Origin of the sequence: Gemella bergeri ATCC 700627, assembly GCF_000469465.1 — a bacterium.
Classification (GTDB): domain Bacteria; phylum Bacillota; class Bacilli; order Staphylococcales; family Gemellaceae; genus Gemella; species Gemella bergeri.
This window is the reverse complement of sequence record NZ_KI271812.1, coordinates 1-16,890: the sequence shown is the minus strand read 5'-3', so window position 1 is coordinate 16,890 and position 16,890 is coordinate 1. Positions and strand designations below refer to the sequence as shown.

Sequence of the window (16,890 nt, the reverse complement as noted above, 5' to 3'; positions counted from 1 at the left end):
TAATAAATATTATTAGTAGCCTTCCACTTCCTTATTTATCTAAGATAATTATTGATGATATAATAATACCAAAAAATTATAAAATGCTATACAAAGTACTATTAATATTTTTAATTATTATTATACAGATGGTAGGTAATTATGTTTCCAACTATCTATCAATTAAATTAATACCGAAAAGTAATTTATATGAGAATACTTATACTCAATTATTTAAAATAAAAACAGGTAATGAGGAGCCTACTCCGCAGTCAGTTGTCTGGCTTGTAGTATTTGCTGTTGGTGTTGCAGTATATGGCGTAATTGTGCATAGTGCCGGAGCAGCTGTTAATGTAGGTGCAGGTGCAAATTTATGGGTGCAGGTTAGTATTAAATTTGATGTATATGAATATAGTGTAAGAAAACAGGATGAAAGAGTTAAAAACGTAGCATACACTTTATTTCCTGATTTAAAAATATAGATAATTTATTAAACGAATTCTTCGATAATAATGAAAAAATAGAATTGATGAAATATATATTGACTGAATCATCAAAAAAACTTAAATCAGAATTAAGAAAAAATGATGAATGTTTTAAGGGTATAGAAAGGTGGATATTAATTTAAATATGAAAAGAAAAAGCTATATAGTTATTATGTTAGTTATAATGTTTATAATATGTTTATTAGCAGAAACGCTGGGATATAATAAATATGAAAAAATTTTTATATTCAATTCTTCTTTGTCAATATGTTTTTTTTATACAGGCTATTTATTGATAGTAAAAAAAGTTATAATTTATTAGCAGGTATGACAGAAGAAAAAGCGATCGAAATAAAAAATAATTCTGAGGAAGAAAAAAAAGTAATAAAAACAGCAAAAATTGTAGGATATGTAGTTATTATTACAGCATTAGTATTGTTAGTGTCAGCATGGACTTCAATTAGATAGATTAATTTTATGGAGGTAGAAGAAGTATAATTTAAGTCCTTCAAGTGTATATTTATAAGATATAATTAGGTAGGTGATAACTAATGACTAAAAAAAAATATATTTATTTAACGGCAATGGTAGCAGTGGTTAATTTTGTATCATATTTTTTTATAAGGGATATCAATATTTGGGCGATGGTAACTAGTCTTTTATTAGGTATATTCTTTATATATACATCGTATCTTTTGCTATTAAAAAAAAGCTATAACTTATTAGCTGGAATGACTGAAGAAGAGTTGGAACGTATCCAAGAAAATATAGAAGTTAAGATGAAGTATGATAAAGGTTTAAAAATAATAGGATATATAATTTTTATTGGGGGGGATAGTAGCTTTATTTCTAGGTTTAAGTTATTTATTTTAGTAGAAAAGATAATAATCCATAAAGAAAAAAGAGTAGAAAAAAGGAAAAGTCATATCAATATGGTATGATTTTTTCTTTTTTACTATGAGAGATTAAGGTTATCTGATATAATATATTGAGTAAACTAGGGCTAAACAGATTTGTAGAATATGATTTAATAAAGGATAGAACAAATCGTTTGGTAGTGGCAACTAATAATCTTTTCCTCACTTTGTTCGTTAAGATTAAAGTTGCTTTTGCATACGTTGTACCTAAGTGTTTTATGATCGCTTCGCTTCTTAAAAACCCTAATGTACAACGCATAGTGATAAAAAAAGGAGCTTTTGTATGATAAAATTAGTTGTTACAGATGTAGATGATACATTGCTGAACAGTAAACATGAAATTTCTAAAAAAAATAGAGAAATAATCAAAAGATGTAAGAAAAAAGATATAAAAGTAATTTTGGCATCAGGCAGACCGGATTTCGGAATGTTGCCAATGATAAAAGAATTAGGTTTGAACAATTATGATAATTATTTATTATCTTTTAATGGTGCAAGAATAACCAATATAAAAACGAAAGAGCAAGTGTATGAAAAATTTTTATCAAAAGAGAGATTAAAGTTTTTGGTAGATGTAGCTTTAAAAAATAATTGTGATATTTTAACTTATCAAAATGGGAAAATACTTACAAGTAGTGATAATAAATATGCAAGAATAGAATCAGAACTTGTGGGAGCTGAGCTTTTGATAAAGGCAAACATGAAAGATTATATTAATGAAAGTGCAGCAAAAGTAATTATTTTAAAAGAACCGAGTGAAGCACTAAAAATAAAGGAAAAATTAGAAAAAGAGCTTAGTGATAGTTATGAAGTTGCGATGTCAAAACCATTTTTTATAGAAATTAATGATAAAGGAATATCGAAGGGTGTTTCTCTTAGTTCTTTGTGTAAAAAGTTAGGATTTAAAAAAGAAAATGTTATCGCACTTGGTGATGGATTAAATGATTTAAGTATGATTGAGTTTGCAGGTATAGGTGTAGCGATGTCAAATGCCGGTGATATAGTAAGGGAAAAAGCGGATTTTATTACAAAATCGAATGATGAAGATGGTTTTGCCTATGCAATAGAAAAATTTGTTTTCGAAAGAGAGTAAAAAATGAAAGTAACATTGTTGTGTGTTGGAAAGGTAAAAGAAAAATTTTATAGAGAAGCTATAAAAGAATATGAAAAACGCCTTAGTGCATATGTTAAGTTAACAACGGTTGAAATACCGGATGAAAAGGTTAAAGTTGAAAATTCATCAGAAATAGCAGTTGCGATGGAAAAAGAGGGAAACAATATTTTATCTAAAATAAAAGATACGCAATATGTTATTACCTTGGAAATACTTGGTGAAAGTATTTCAAGTGAGAAATTTTCAGAAAAAATCAATAATTTAATGATAATAGGAAAGAGTGATGTGGTACTTGTAATAGGTGGAAGTTACGGATTATCCGATAGTGTCAAAAAACGAAGTAACTATGCACTGTCATTTAGTAAAATGACTTTCCCACATCAAATGATGCGTGTTATTTTGCTTGAACAAGTATATAGGGCATATCGTATAATTACGGGAGCAAGTTATCATAAGTAAAAAGTAAATTTTTTGATAAATTTTAACAATAATTGATAGTGATATGGATATTTGGAGATGATCCGAAAGTTTTAATTTTTGATAAAAGTGTTTATAATTTAATTTAGACGCAGGTAGTTTGCCGGTGTTCAGATTTGCGTTATAAAAATTTTTGAGTACCTCTAGTAAATTTTGAAGATACGGCTTAACAGAATCTCGGTTTAAGAAATTTAGATTTTCGAGTTGCATTCGAAATTAATATCACCATCAAGTTTAATTATTATTTATATTTATACACAATTTTTAATAAAAAACATAAAAAAGGAGATGGGAACAATGAATTTTACAGATTTTACGGATTTTACAACAGGATTGCTAGTAGCAATAGCCATAATTGTAGGAATAATACTATTAATGGCATATATTATAAATGTTGTTTTTTGCGCAATTTTATTTGAGGTACTTGGAGTAAAAAAAGGACTTGCCTTTATACCTATTTATAATACATACCGATTATACAAAGAGTACAAAGGAAGAGTGTGGAAAAGTAATTGGGGAATAGTATATATAATAGTTACGGTAATATCTTTTTTATTATATGTATTTTTAGTAATAACATTTTTAGAATTTATTCCAATGTTAATGACAGATGTAGTAAATGGTGTAAGTGCAGAAGATGCTATATTAGATATTATTCCAAGATTATTTTTATGGTTAATAGTGATTATGGTGCTGGGAGTAGTATCAGCTGTTTTTAACATTATCCTTTCTATTATTCTATATTGGCCTCTAATGTTAACTACAGCAAGAAAGGTTATTTTAGTATTATATTTAATTTTCGGTGTATCACAAATCGCCGGAATAATGAACATCACAGCTGAGAATAATCCGGATTTAAAATCGACTGTTAATTTAATTACGATAGCTATAACAATAGTATTTATCGTTGTCGCTTTATATTCAGCAGGGGATATAAGAAGGCAAGTACAAAGCGGTAAGAAAATACTACACGATAAGTTAGATTATAGTTCATTAGATAGCATACAGATAAATGAAATATTAGAAAGTAGAAAACGCTGTCTAGTAGGGGATAATAATCAAGTGCAGTATAATAATATTCAAAATATGGAATATATCTAACAAAAACATATAAATAACCTTGGGAATTTTTAGAAAAAAATTAATTCCGAGGTTATTTTTATATCTAATTGTAATAAAATCTAACGTATATTTAGAAAAATAATCATTAATAAGTATAATAGTAAATATAAAAATTTATTAAGGAGATTATAGAATGGATAATTTGTTAACATGGTTAACTAATTTAAACGATTTTATATGGACATATTTTCTAATAGGGCTTGTCGTGGTGACGGGAGTATATTTTACATTAAGTACAAATTTTATACAGTTCACTTATATAAAAGAAATGTTTAGATTAATTACGGAAAAACCGAAAATAGGAAAAAATGGAGAAAAAAAAGGAGTATCAGCATTTCAAGCATTTACAATATCTGCAGCATCACGTGTTGGAACGGGAACTATAGCAGGGGTTGCGATTGCGATCGCAATGGGAGGCCCCGGTTCTGTATTTTGGATGTGGATTGTTGCACTTTTTGGTGGTGCTTCTTCATTTGCGGAGTCAACATTAGCTCAAGTATATAAAGTAAGAGATAGAAAAGGTGTTTATCGTGGAGGACCGGCTTATTATATGGAAAAAGGTCTTGGGCAAAAATGGATGGCGGTACTGTTTGCGATTGTTATTTCAATAACTTACGGAATTGCGTTTAACTCAGTACAAACCAATACAATTGCTCAATCGCTGGCGGTCTATAATATTAATCCAAAAGTAGCCGGAGGCGCGTTGTTGGCACTTACTGTTTTTGTTATTTTTGGTGGAGTAACTAAGGTTGTAAAAATAACGCAGTGGCTAGTTCCGATTATGGCAGTTATTTATCTTTTTATTGTTTTAATAATAATGGTTATTAATTATGATAAACTCCCAACAGTGTTAGGGCAAATTGTGAAATCAGCTTTTGGTATTGAACAGGTTGGTGGTGGAGTAATTGGAATGGCGACTTCTATCCTTCTTGGGGTAAAACGTGGAATGTTCACCAATGAAGCGGGATTGGGATCGACACCGAATGCTGCGGCGACCGCAGACAGTTCACATCCGGCGAAGCAAGGCTTTATTCAAACACTTGGAGTATATTTTGATACTTGTCTGGTTTGTACCGCAACAGCATTTTTAATTCTTTTGTATCCGGGAGTAGAATACGGCAACGATAAACTTCAGGGTATTAAATTAACGCAAGCTGCATTAACTTCTCAAATAGGAAGTATCGGAACAATATTTTTAATTGTTGCAATTTTCTTATTTGGTTATAGTTCAGTAATTGGAAATTACTATTATGGAGAAACTAATATTCAGTATTTAATACCTAAAAAATGGGCGGTAAATATATATCGTGTTATTGTTTGTATTTTTGTTTATATTGGAAGTGTCATGGATTTGAACTTAGTTTGGGGACTTGCCGATGTAACAATGGGGGTAATGAGCTTGCTTAACTTAATTGCTATAATAGGCTTATCATCGGTAGTTTATGTGGTATTAAAAGATTATGTTAAACAACATAAGCAAGGGAAAAATCCGGAATTTTATCTGGATAATTTACCGATAAAAATAGATAATGCTGATTGTTGGAAAAATAAAAAAGAAAATTAAAAATTTTTATGGTAATTAGTTTAAAATTTGGTGAAATTTCAGTTGATTTATAGAAGATGGAATAAAATAATGGATATATAATAATTAGTATGGACAGTAAAACCATACTAATTATTTTTATAATCGTAAGTTATTAAAGAAGAAAATATCCTTAAAATGAATTGGTTTAGAAGATTAGTTCATTTTAAGGATATAATAAATTATATTTTTTCTATTTTTTCAATATTTCTCATGTATGGGCGTAAAACTTCCGGTACTGTGATAGAACCGTCTTCATTTTGATAGTTTTCGATAATTGCTGCTAAGCATCGACCGACAGCTAAACCTGAACCGTTTAGCGTGTGTATAAATTCTATTTTTCCGGTATCTTCACGTTTGAAACGCATATTAGCACGTCTTGCTTGGAAGTCGGTACAGTTAGAGCAAGAACTTATTTCTTTATAAGCATTATAGCTTGGTAACCATACTTCAATATCATAGGTTTTTGCACTAGAAAATCCGGTATCACCTGAACATAGCGTGATAACACGATATGGTAGGTTTAATTTTTTTAATATGTTTTCAGCATGTGAAGTCATGATTTCAAGTTGTTCATATGAATTTTCCGGTTTAGCAAAACGAACCATTTCAACTTTATTGAACTGATGAAGACGAATTAAACCTCGGGTATCACGTCCTGCACTTCCGGCTTCTGAGCGGAAGCAAACACTAAATGATGTAACTCCTTTCGGCAACATATCTTCGCTTAGTATTTCACCGTTGTAGTAGTTTGTTAAAGGAACTTCAGCAGTTGGAATAAGCGTTAAGCCTTCTGATTCTATTGTATAAACGTCTTCAACAAATTTAGGGAATTGTCCGGTACCGAATAATGAATTACGATTAACTAATTGTGGAACCATAAATTCTTCATAACCATGTTCAAGAACATGAGTATCTAACATAAAGTTAATTAAGGCACGTTCCAGTAATGCACCGGCTTTTTTATAGAATACAAAGCGGCTACCGGCTATTTTAGCAGCACGTTCAAAGTCAACAATATCCAATTCTTCAACAAGATCCCAGTGTGCTTTCGGTTCGAAGTCAAACTCTCTGACCTGTCCAATTCGACGTACTTCGATATTTTCGTCTTCATCTTCACCTATTGGTGTTTCATCAGAAATTAGATTAGGGATACGAATAATTTTTTCGTTGATTTCATCAGAGATTTGTTTTACTTCAATATCCAATGCAGTGATTTCATCAGATACGTTTTTCATATCAGTTATAACATCACTGGCATCTTCACGTTTTCTTTTTAAAATAGCGATTTCTTCACTTTTTTTATTACGAAGTGCTTTTAGGTCTTCTACTTTAACAAGAAGAGTACGACGTTTTTTATCAAGATCGATTAATAAATCGACAACATCTGTTTCAAGGTTACGAGCCGCTAATTTTTGTTTAACCATTTCAGGATTTGCTCTAAATAGTTTAATATCTAACATAAATATTTCTCCTTTTTTATTTACTAGTGGCTTAAATGGTAAAATAAAAATCCCCTGCGTTTATTAAAACGCAAGGGACGATTAATTTTCACCGTGGTTCCACCCAAATTTAATCCGTTGGATTCTTTAAAACATCAATTTGATAAAAGTTATAGTAGAATTTTAAAATATAACTTAGATATTTTCACCAACCATATCCTCTCTGCAAAGTATTTAGATTAAAACATGTCTATAATCAAATTATATATTTACTTAGACTTATTTTACTGCATATTTGTAGTAAATGTCAAGTGTTTTTAGCCATTTAATTGAGTTTTTTCGAAAGTAGCCAGTGCTTGTAAATATCCATCGGTTGCTGTTACGTGCCAAGCTAGGCTGACTTCTCTGAAATTATTAAGCCATGCTAAAACTTTTCTTAATTTAGCGGGATTTTTAGCTAAAACAACTTTTGCTTTGTTTTCCAATTCGGTTATTTTGTTATTAACAACGGCCTCATCAATGGTTCCTTTTACTTTTGGAATCTCAATATAAGGTATTTTATTTTGATTGTATAATCTCCATCCCGGACTTTTTATCGGGTAGTAATGGTTGTGATCGCCATGATTAACTATCATTTGTCCGTCTTGAACTTGAATGTGTTCAACCGTTGTGTTCATGCTGGTAGCCAGTGCGGTAATTTCTTTTTCAAAATCCGCTTCTATATCATCGCTCATCGCCGGAACGGTTATGTCACTAAGTACCAATCGTTTAACAGTTCCTTTGTAGTTAAAGACCAATGTATTATTTTCTACTTTAATGTCAGTTTCTTTTATTCCATAGAATAGGGCGATATAATTTTTCTTTTTAGCTAAAGTTTCTTTATCAGTAGAGGTTGAACCGTTTTCTTTATTTGCCAAAAATTTCTTAGCTTGTTCTAATTGTTCAGCAGTTAAATCTGATTTTTTAACAAAATGATTGTGATCACCGTGTTTTACAATATAGCCGTCACCTTCTTCACGAATTATATTATTAACATCAAATTCAAATTTATGTTCTTCGTTTTCATCATGGTGAGAGTTTTGACTTCCTTGATTATCATCATTATGTGATGTTTGATTATTAGCTAAATGTTCTTTAACATCTTTACGTATTTCATTAAGTTGTTTTTCTAAACTAATTAGTTTATTTTTACTTTTATCTATACTATATGTAATATCAAGCTCAATTATACGTGCTTTTTGTTTTAATTCATCAGCAACTTTAGAGTTTAATTTTTTCTCATTTTTAAGTTTTAAAATTTCTTCTTGAAGTTTTTTCGCTTCATTAGTAATATAATCAGCAGATAGTGTGTAGTTATCTTTAACGTCGCCGCCATCAACTTTTTCGAAATTATCTGCTATACCTTTAGGAATTTTTTTCCCGCTAGGGATGGTTAATTCTTCTTTTGATATATTGTTATGACTAATATCTAAATATTCAAGTATTTTATTTTTTTCTTTTAGCACTAGTGTTGATACATAATTATTAGGCATTGTTAAATATTTTAATGCAGTAAGGTTATTCACATTTTCCAGTGTTGTGATTTTGTTATTACTTAGCGTTAAATTAACCAGTTTGTTGTGTTTATTTGTTGGAAGTTCGCTAATTTCATTATCACTGGCATCAAGATTTTCAAGTGAGGTTAATTTATGTATGTTATTAATATTATCCAGTTTGTTGTTTTTAATTTCCAAACTTGTAATAGTATTGTTCTCAAAGTCTAAACGATCAATATTATTGTTATTTACTTCAACCGAATCTAAACTTTTAGCATTTGTAAGGTGTGAAAGGGTAGTGATTTTGTTATCATTTGCTACTAAATTTTTTAATTTAGGTAGGTTAGAAACAACGCTTAAATCACGAATATTACAGTTATTTACCGTTAATTGTTCAAGGTTATTATTTTTAAGTGTGGCAAGTTCTAAACCGCTGTTATTAGATAAGAATAAACGACTTAGCTCGGATTTGTTATTTAAGGCATCAAGTTTTGTAATATTATTATTTTCTAAACTTACCGCTTTTAAGTGTGTTAAATCTTTTAGAGCAGAAATATCGCTAATCTTATTGTTGTCAAGATTTAGTGATTCTAAGTTTTTAAGATTTTTAAGAACATCAATATTTTTAATATTATTTCCGGCTGCGGCTACTAATTTTAGATTAGGATAATCTTTTAAGAACGAAATGTCTTGGACATCATTTTCAGAAAAGTCAATTCCTTCCAATGTAGGTATATTTTTAATAAATGAATAATCTTTAATACCGGTTTTCGATACGTATAAGTGTCTTAATTTTTTAAATTTGTAAACAGGTGTAATATCGTCAATTGGTGTATATCCTATACCAAGGACTTCGATGTTAGGCATAAGGTCAAGACCTTTACGTTTCAGAGGGTCTTTATTTTGTCCTATATTTAGATATTTGACCGTTTTTAGCCATTCTTTCATTTTTTCTGTATCAGTTTCATGAGTAGGGAAATCGGTATCTGCAGAAGCGTGTTGAATATCATGGATAATATCATCGTCAAAACCTAGTTTTTTAAGTGTATCAGCACCGGCATTGTGATGTGGATCTTCTATCGGTTTAGAAGTATCAATATCTTTTGCTAAGATGGTATGAGTGTGATCACCGTGCGGATATACTAATGCTTTTCCTTTGTCGGTATCAATAACTTTAATAGTAGATGGATCGATATTTAACGATTTAGCTAAATAATTAATTTTTTCCTGTAGTGATTTGTCTTCATCTGCGTCACTAGGTTTTGTGTTATCTGTATTGTCAATGACAATATCTTTTAACAACGTTGTTTTACCTTTAAATTCAATTGCATTACCCTCATTTGTCACAACAAAATGAAATTCTTTAGCATCAGCATTGTTTTTATGTGCAAGGTAGTTAATTTTTTTAGTTACTTCTTGCTCCAGTTTTGCGTATTCATCTTTTGCTTTTTCTTTGTATTCATTAGGAATTAAGTTTTCAAATTTACTATTAACAAGTTGGTAATAGTAGATAAAATGTTCATGGTTACCATGTTTTACTGAAATTCCGGAAGAAGTAGTAGTGATTTTATCATTTTCACTCAATAAAAATCCGTCGCTTGTGGTAGAATGGATTCCCGGGAATTTTAAGATGCCGTTAAAATCTTTTTTGTCATCTTGTGCGGGGGTATTCGGTTTAGGTTTATTCGGTGTTTGTGTACCGTTATTGGAATTATTATTTTTTTTAGGAATATAATGATAATGATCGCCATGTTTAACGATATAACCATTTTCATCTTCGGAAACAATATCTTTCGGATTAAAAGTATAGTTATCTTCTGTAGAAGGTACAGAAGGTGTGGTATTATGATTATGAGATGGCGTTGAAGGTGAAGATAATAGATATTCCCATTTTGTACCACGTAATTGACTATAAGGAATAAAGTGTTGGTGATTACCGTGACGAACGATAAAACCTAAACTATTTCTTCCTATAATATCGCGTTCGCCTTTAAAAATATAACCGTCACTTGTTGGTGTGGTAATACCGGCAGTAGACGATGCTAATGCTGTATTAATCCCATGTTTTCTAGCCTGTGCTAATTGTTGTGCGGTTAAATCACTTTTTTTAATATAATGGAAGTGATCACCATGTCGAACTACATAGCCGTCAGCAGTTTCACTGACAATATCTTTTGGATTAAAAGTATAGTTATCTTCTTTTTCACCTTCGGAATGGCTATGATGATGAGAATGTGCTGTTATTTCTCTTGCAGTTTTTTCATCAACAACATTTGTTTGAGTTACACCCTTTTTAGGATAGTAGTAAAATTTATCATTTACTTTAATAACATAACCTTGCGCTAATTCGTACTGAATATCTTCATCTTTAAGAACATATTTATCATCTTTATAAACAAGAGATTCCAAAATTTTAGCATTATATGGTACAAGACCTTTTACAAAATGGCTATGGTCACCATGTAAAGTAGCATAACCGTCTTCAGTTATTTCGCTTACAACGATAGTGCTAATTTTATCAGCATAATTTATTTTTTTCGCTTGTGCTATGTTGTGGATTGGTTGATGAGGATAGTTATTAGAATATTTACCATATTCATAACCGGCAAAAGCTGATAACCCGATAACAACCGTACCGCAAGCACCCGTAATAATTATTTTTTTCTTATTATTTTTTGTCATAATAACTCCTTTTAGTTTTTTAATTCAAAATTATTCCGATTTAGTATATCATAAATATTTTGTTTTGTAAATAATATTGTTTCCGATTTAAAATTATATTTCTAAGGTTTATAAATATTTAAAACCTATATTATTAGATAGTCCGGTTTTAACGAATATATTTAACGTTTTTATTGTGCATATACCTTAAAAATGTCTTAGTACAAAATATTTAGTAATAGATTGAAAATAAGTGAAAAATATGATTTTTATTTTGGGATATGTTATAATAATTCGTATATTAAATAATTAGAAAGGAACGGTAAATATGACGAAATTTGATTTTAAAAAATTAGTGGATGTAGAGTATTTATCGCAAAATAGAGATAACGATAATCTTGTCGTGATTGATGCACGTGGCGGAATGTTGGAAGAAGGTGCATTAATGTATGATAGGGCGACTGTTGTCGATTGGACGGATATTAGTTTGCTTGGAGAGTTCGGCGGGGAAGAATTAGGAAAGTTATTAACTAAGGAAAATTATCAACAAATTTTTGCTAAACTTAATATTACTCCTGATTCAGAAGTATTAGTTTACGGATTTACAATGCCCGATCAAGGTTTTGGTGATGAAGGGCGTATTATATATACATTTAATTATGTAGGTTTCGATAATGTGAAAATAATTGACGGTGGATTTAAACAAGTAGAAAAATTAGGTTTTAATAAAAAATATAACCCAAAACAAGATAGAATAAATGTGAGTGATATTGAAAGAAAAGAGGCTGTTAATAATAGAAAAGCTATTTTTACAGATGAACTTTTATCTTTGATAGGACAAAAAGATGTTCAAATTATTGATACGCGTTTGGAAGTAGAGTATAATGGACGAGTAATTTATGGAGAAAATAAAGCAGGGCATATACCTAATGCGATATCATTACCATTTAATTCATTAGTGGATGAAAATGGTTTTATAAAAACAAGAGTAGAGTTGGAGCAGTATGTGAAAAACAAAGGGTTAGATAAACATAAGCAGTTGATTACGTATTGCACTACCGGTGTTCGTGCTGCATATGTTGCAATTATTTTGGAAGAATTAGGTTATAGTGTAAGAAACTATGAACCTTCATTTGCAAAATATGCCAATGTTGGAGAAGTAGAAAATAAGTAAATAAAGTATAGGAGCAATATATTATTATGATAAGAAAAGCTACCAAAGAAGATAAGAAGGTACTTGAAGGGCTTGGTGAATTTATTGAATCGTTGGAGATTGATATACTAAAAGAAGTATCAATGAAAACATTTCGAGAAATTTTAAATTACGTTTTTGAATCGGAAAAAGATAGGTTTAGTCATAAGTATTGTACAGTTTACGAAGAAAATGGGGAAATACTTGGATTTTCATTTGGTTATCATTATAATAAATTAGATGAAATGAGAGATTTTTGGTTTAATGATGCCGGAAAAAAATTTAATCTACAACCTGAAACAATTATTTTTGATTATGATGAAATGCTGCCTAATGAATATTATCTCGATACATTGTATGTCTTTAGCGGTAATCGTGGAAAAGGTGTTGGTAATAAGTTGCTTACACAGTTTGTAAAAGAGAATTATAATTTAAAAAGTTTAAATGTAGCAAAATCGAATCATGGTGCAAGAAGGTTGTATGAAAGTTATGGTTTTAAAAAAGATTGTGAAATATATATCGGTCATGAACATTATGATCATATGATTGTAAAAAAATAATATATTGAAAGTGGAATAAAGTTAAGAACATTTTCTTTATTCCACTTAATTTATATTTAATTTTATGCTTTAGTATTTGCTACTGGAGCGTGTGTTTCATAATCCCATTCTGTCTTATCTTTATCAAATGGAATAAATACGGAAATTACCGTACTTAATATCAATAAGAAGAAGTACCATAAATATGGTATTAAATGAACGGGAGCGACTGCTCCGTTAGAATAGCTGGTTACCATCAATGCTTGTGCTCCATATGGAATAAGACCTTGAGTAACGCGGGCGGCTACGCAGACGATACTTGACATTTTTCTAGGGTCAACTTTGAAATTTTTAGAAACGTCACCAAGAACTGCTCCGGTTATAATAACTGATACAGTATTGTTGGCTAAAGCGATGTTAACAATCATCATCATTAATAATGATACGATTTGTGCAGATTTTTTTCCTTTTATAAATTTTTTTAAGTTAACATTCAGCCATTCGATACCTCCGTGTTGCTGAACCATATAAGCAAGTCCACCGATAAGTAAAGAGAATATTAATACATCGATGACTCCCATAAACCCTTCATTAATACTGGTAGTAAATTTTAAAAGGGTAAAGTCTTTGGTCGCAATACCGATCATACCTGATAAAATAATTCCACAGGTTAATACCACGAAGACATTAACGCCGATTAAGGCGACGACTAAAACAAAAATATACGGAATAATTTTTACAAAACTGAAGTCACCTATATTAATATTTCCGATATCTTTAGGAGAACCGAAAACAAGTAGTAAAATCACGGTTAACACGAAAGCAGGAATAACTAATTTTAGATGATTTTTAAATTTTGAATTAATATCTATATTTAAAATTTTAGTAGATGCAATAGTTGTCATAGAGATTACAGTCAATCCGTCCCCAAACATTGCACCGCATAAAAGAGTAGCGAGCATCAATGCAGGAGAGATACCGGTTTTACTAGCAAGCTCGAAGACTATTGCTCCCATGGTAGCGACGGTACCGACGCTTGTTCCAATAGAGAAGGAAACGAAAGAAGCAATAATAAATACTCCGGCTGCTAAAAATTGTGGCGGGATGTATGTTAATCCAAGGTTAACAACAGAATCTACGCTACCCATATTGGCGGTAACTTTTGAAAAAGCACCTGCCAACAAGAAGACAAGACACATGATAATAATGTTGGACTCCCCGCAACCTGCAACAAGTTGTTCAAATTTTTTATTAACTGAATCTCTAAATAAAATAAAGGCTGCAATAATACCGACAATAGTAGAAATGTAAGCGGGAACAGTGTAAAATCCTAACTTATCTCCATTAAGTGTTAGGATAATACCAACCCCTAAATACATACCAACGAATATTATAAATGGCAATAAAGCCAATCCATTGGGTTTAATTTTGTTATTCTCGTTCATAATAATTTTTCCCAAGGGGTGATTTTGAAATCACAACTAGGATAATATAACTTATTTATTTTGTCAGTGAAATCCTTCGTGATTTCACCCCAATACAATTTGTACAACAAATTGATACCTTTCTAATTTATAATTGTTATTTTTTAATCAAAATATTTTAAATAATCAACAGCTTTTTCCAATAGGGTAAAGCCTGAACGTCTACCCGGAACCCATTTTTTAAGACCTTCCATGTCCATCATTTCTTTATGTTTAGGATTATTATAATCCATAGCAGAAAGAATTTGTTCCCATTTTTCTAATAGTTCTTTAGGGAATCCTTCTCTTACAGAGAATATACAGTGGTCATATAGTCCGGTAGTAGAACAAACTATAATTTGATTAGGATCTAGCTTACCGCTAAGTTCCCATGAACGACGGTTATTATCAGTTGTTACACAGGCATCTACTTCTCCGCGTCTTAGTGCTTCCAGTGCATCATATTCTCCGCCTTCGTGGTCACCATCTAAACCTAAAGCGACATCAAAAGTTACTTCTTTATAGTCTTTATTATACTCAAGACCGTTTTCTCTAAGATGTTGAATCGGTATCAAACGGGCTTGAGGTGAATCAACGGCTCCAAAGCCGATTGTTTTTCCACGTAAATCTTCGGTAGTTTTTATACCGCTGTCTTTTTTAGTAAGGAAACAACTGGTTCTGTCTTGGTCGGTATCTCTCATATAGCTATAAGTAGCTTTTGAGTCAGATTTTATGTCGCACTCAACAAATGCTAAAGGAGAGTTCCAAATAATATCTACTTCACCATCTAAAAGTGCTTTATCTTGAGAACGATAATCTTTGAAGAATACTGTTTCAATTTCCATGCCGGCTTCTTTAAAATAGTCAGCGATAATTCCCCAAATAACAGTTACCTGTGGAGCATAAACAACAGCTCCTACTTTTATCTTACTCATAACAATAATTCTCCTTGTTTTCTCTTTTTAAATTATAAATATAGTGTGGTTTATTTCATGATTGCTAGATAATCTAAGTCAGCCAGTAATCTACCAAGCCAAATACGAAGTACATCAATACCGGGTGCCATAACTTGACCCGCTAAAGAATCACGCATTAAGCGTTCCATAGGTAGATGATTTCTAACATATCCGATACCGCCGCAAACACGCATTCCTTCATGTCCATTTTCAACAGCTGCTTTTGTAGATGTAACACGAGCTGCGATACAATTTTTAAATGCGTCCTCATCATTATTATCAACGCTACGAGCAGCTGAGAACAGTGTTTCACGTGCAGCATAAGCTCTTGAATATAAATCACCTAAATGGGTTTCAACGGTTTCAATTTCGGCTAAAGATTTTCCGCTTGTATATTTTCTTGATGTTGTGTATCTAACAGCTTCATCAGCAATAGCCATAGAAATTCCGGCGCAAGCCGATGCAAGACCTACAACAAAGATAAGTCTGTCACCGTCACCATTACCATCTATTTTATAGAAATGGTCAACTTTAGTATCTTTTAGATACATTTGTTCCGAAACATTTCCGCGTAAACCGACACCATTCCAACCGGCTTCATCAAATGTTAAACCGTTGCTGTCGGCAGGAACAAGCCATAAATTAATAGTACCGTCCACAACAGATTTTGTAATAGTTAAGTAATAATCTGCTTCACGTGCAGTAGTTACGAAACTTTTTTTACCATTTAGAATAGAGTAACCGTCATGTGGTTCTTCTGTCATATCAGGTTTGTAAAAATGTGTGCCTGATCCGGTTTCGCTGTAAGCTAATCCTAGAATAATTTCTCCACTGGCAACTTTCGGTAAAATCTCTTGTTTTAATTCTTCGCTGGCATATAATGATAGACAGTACGCACCTACATTACTCATCATATAGCATAATGAAGCGGAAGCACAGCTTTCCGCTAGACCGCTACATACTTCGGCGTGAGCTAATACGCCTTTACCTTGTCCGCCGTATTTAGTAGGGATAACCAGCCCAAAATATCCAGCATCTCTTAGCGCTTGAATTCCTTCTTTTGGGAAACGACCTTTAATGTCAACATCTTTTGCTTCCGGTAATAGATGAGTTTTCCCGAATTCTTTTGCGGTGTTATATAATGTGTCCATTATTGAATTCTCCTTAAAAATTATATTAAATTTATAAATTGCATGATTGGTTATTCTTTAGCTAAAGTATTATATTATATCACTGCAATTTTATTGTACAATTAAAATAAAACGTTGTCAATAAATATTAAAAATATTTATGTATTACTAATATTATGTTTTAAAACATAAAAAAATAATTTATTAATAATTTAAAAGTCTATATAATCAAATTTCGTAAAATATTGTACCGGAAATATTTTTTTAAATAAGTTTATAATATATATTGCTAATAT

The 16,890-nt window shown here is 31.0% G+C and carries 14 protein-coding genes; 9 read left to right on the top strand and 5 right to left on the bottom strand.

Annotation, left to right across the window (positions count from 1 at the left end; genetic code table 11):
* The 7 genes from HMPREF1983_RS01760 to HMPREF1983_RS01725 all read left to right on the top strand — a co-directional run.
* On the top strand, positions 1 to 461 hold a 461-nt coding region (locus HMPREF1983_RS01760), incomplete at its 5' end, for a hypothetical protein (protein ID WP_021752567.1).
* A 330-nt stretch (positions 462 to 791) separates the two neighbouring features.
* Positions 792 to 932, top strand: a complete 141-nt coding sequence (locus HMPREF1983_RS01755) for a hypothetical protein (protein WP_162790161.1) — start codon at positions 792 to 794, stop codon at positions 930 to 932.
* Positions 933 to 1,015: 83 nt separating this feature from the next.
* Complete coding sequence (locus HMPREF1983_RS01750; RefSeq protein WP_021752565.1) at positions 1,016 to 1,405, top strand: hypothetical protein; 390 nt, start codon at positions 1,016 to 1,018, stop codon at positions 1,403 to 1,405.
* A gap of 259 nt (positions 1,406 to 1,664) precedes the next feature.
* A complete protein-coding gene (locus HMPREF1983_RS01740; protein WP_021752563.1) occupies positions 1,665 to 2,474 on the top strand; it encodes a Cof-type HAD-IIB family hydrolase in 810 nt (269 codons plus the stop codon).
* Positions 2,475 to 2,477: 3 nt separating this feature from the next.
* Positions 2,478 to 2,954, top strand: a complete 477-nt coding sequence (gene rlmH / locus HMPREF1983_RS01735) for a 23S rRNA (pseudouridine(1915)-N(3))-methyltransferase RlmH (protein WP_021752562.1) — start codon at positions 2,478 to 2,480, stop codon at positions 2,952 to 2,954.
* Positions 2,955 to 3,269: 315 nt separating this feature from the next.
* Positions 3,270 to 4,073, top strand: a complete 804-nt coding sequence (locus tag HMPREF1983_RS01730; RefSeq protein ID WP_040460803.1) for a hypothetical protein — start codon at positions 3,270 to 3,272, stop codon at positions 4,071 to 4,073.
* Positions 4,074 to 4,227: 154 nt separating this feature from the next.
* On the top strand, positions 4,228 to 5,658 hold the full coding sequence (locus tag HMPREF1983_RS01725; protein ID WP_021752560.1) for an alanine/glycine:cation symporter family protein: 1,431 nt from the start codon (positions 4,228 to 4,230) through the stop codon (positions 5,656 to 5,658).
* 200 nt (positions 5,659 to 5,858) lie between these two features.
* On the opposite strand, the gene serS is transcribed toward HMPREF1983_RS01725, so the two are convergent.
* Both serS and HMPREF1983_RS01715 read right to left on the bottom strand, forming a co-directional pair.
* Entirely contained in the window at positions 5,859 to 7,139 is a 1,281-nt protein-coding gene (gene serS / locus HMPREF1983_RS01720) for a serine--tRNA ligase (protein ID WP_021752559.1), read from the bottom strand.
* Between the two features lie 296 nt (positions 7,140 to 7,435).
* Entirely contained in the window at positions 7,436 to 11,335 is a 3,900-nt protein-coding gene (locus tag HMPREF1983_RS01715; RefSeq protein ID WP_021752558.1) for a pneumococcal-type histidine triad protein, read from the bottom strand.
* Positions 11,336 to 11,642: 307 nt separating this feature from the next.
* Here HMPREF1983_RS01715 and HMPREF1983_RS01710 point away from each other — a divergent pair, with 307 nt between their 5' ends.
* Together HMPREF1983_RS01710 and HMPREF1983_RS01705 are read left to right on the top strand one after the other, a co-directional pair.
* Positions 11,643 to 12,488: a sulfurtransferase gene (locus HMPREF1983_RS01710; protein WP_021752557.1), complete on the top strand. Its 846-nt coding sequence runs from the start codon at positions 11,643 to 11,645 to the stop codon at positions 12,486 to 12,488.
* Between the two features lie 26 nt (positions 12,489 to 12,514).
* Entirely contained in the window at positions 12,515 to 13,066 is a 552-nt protein-coding gene (locus HMPREF1983_RS01705) for a GNAT family N-acetyltransferase (protein ID WP_021752556.1), read from the top strand.
* Between the two features lie 62 nt (positions 13,067 to 13,128).
* Here HMPREF1983_RS01705 and HMPREF1983_RS01700 read toward each other — a convergent pair whose 3' ends face one another.
* The 3 genes from HMPREF1983_RS01700 to HMPREF1983_RS01690 all read right to left on the bottom strand — a co-directional run bounded on the left by HMPREF1983_RS01700 (position 13,129) and on the right by HMPREF1983_RS01690 (position 16,615).
* Positions 13,129 to 14,490 (bottom strand): Na+/H+ antiporter NhaC family protein, encoded by a 1,362-nt coding sequence (locus HMPREF1983_RS01700; RefSeq protein ID WP_021752555.1) that lies wholly within the window; start codon positions 14,488 to 14,490, stop codon positions 13,129 to 13,131.
* A gap of 143 nt (positions 14,491 to 14,633) precedes the next feature.
* A complete protein-coding gene (locus HMPREF1983_RS01695; RefSeq protein WP_021752554.1) occupies positions 14,634 to 15,443 on the bottom strand; it encodes a phosphate/phosphite/phosphonate ABC transporter substrate-binding protein in 810 nt (269 codons plus the stop codon).
* Between the two features lie 50 nt (positions 15,444 to 15,493).
* Positions 15,494 to 16,615, bottom strand: a complete 1,122-nt coding sequence (locus tag HMPREF1983_RS01690; RefSeq protein ID WP_021752553.1) for an acyl-CoA dehydrogenase family protein — start codon at positions 16,613 to 16,615, stop codon at positions 15,494 to 15,496.
* Positions 16,616 to 16,890 lie beyond the last annotated feature (275 nt).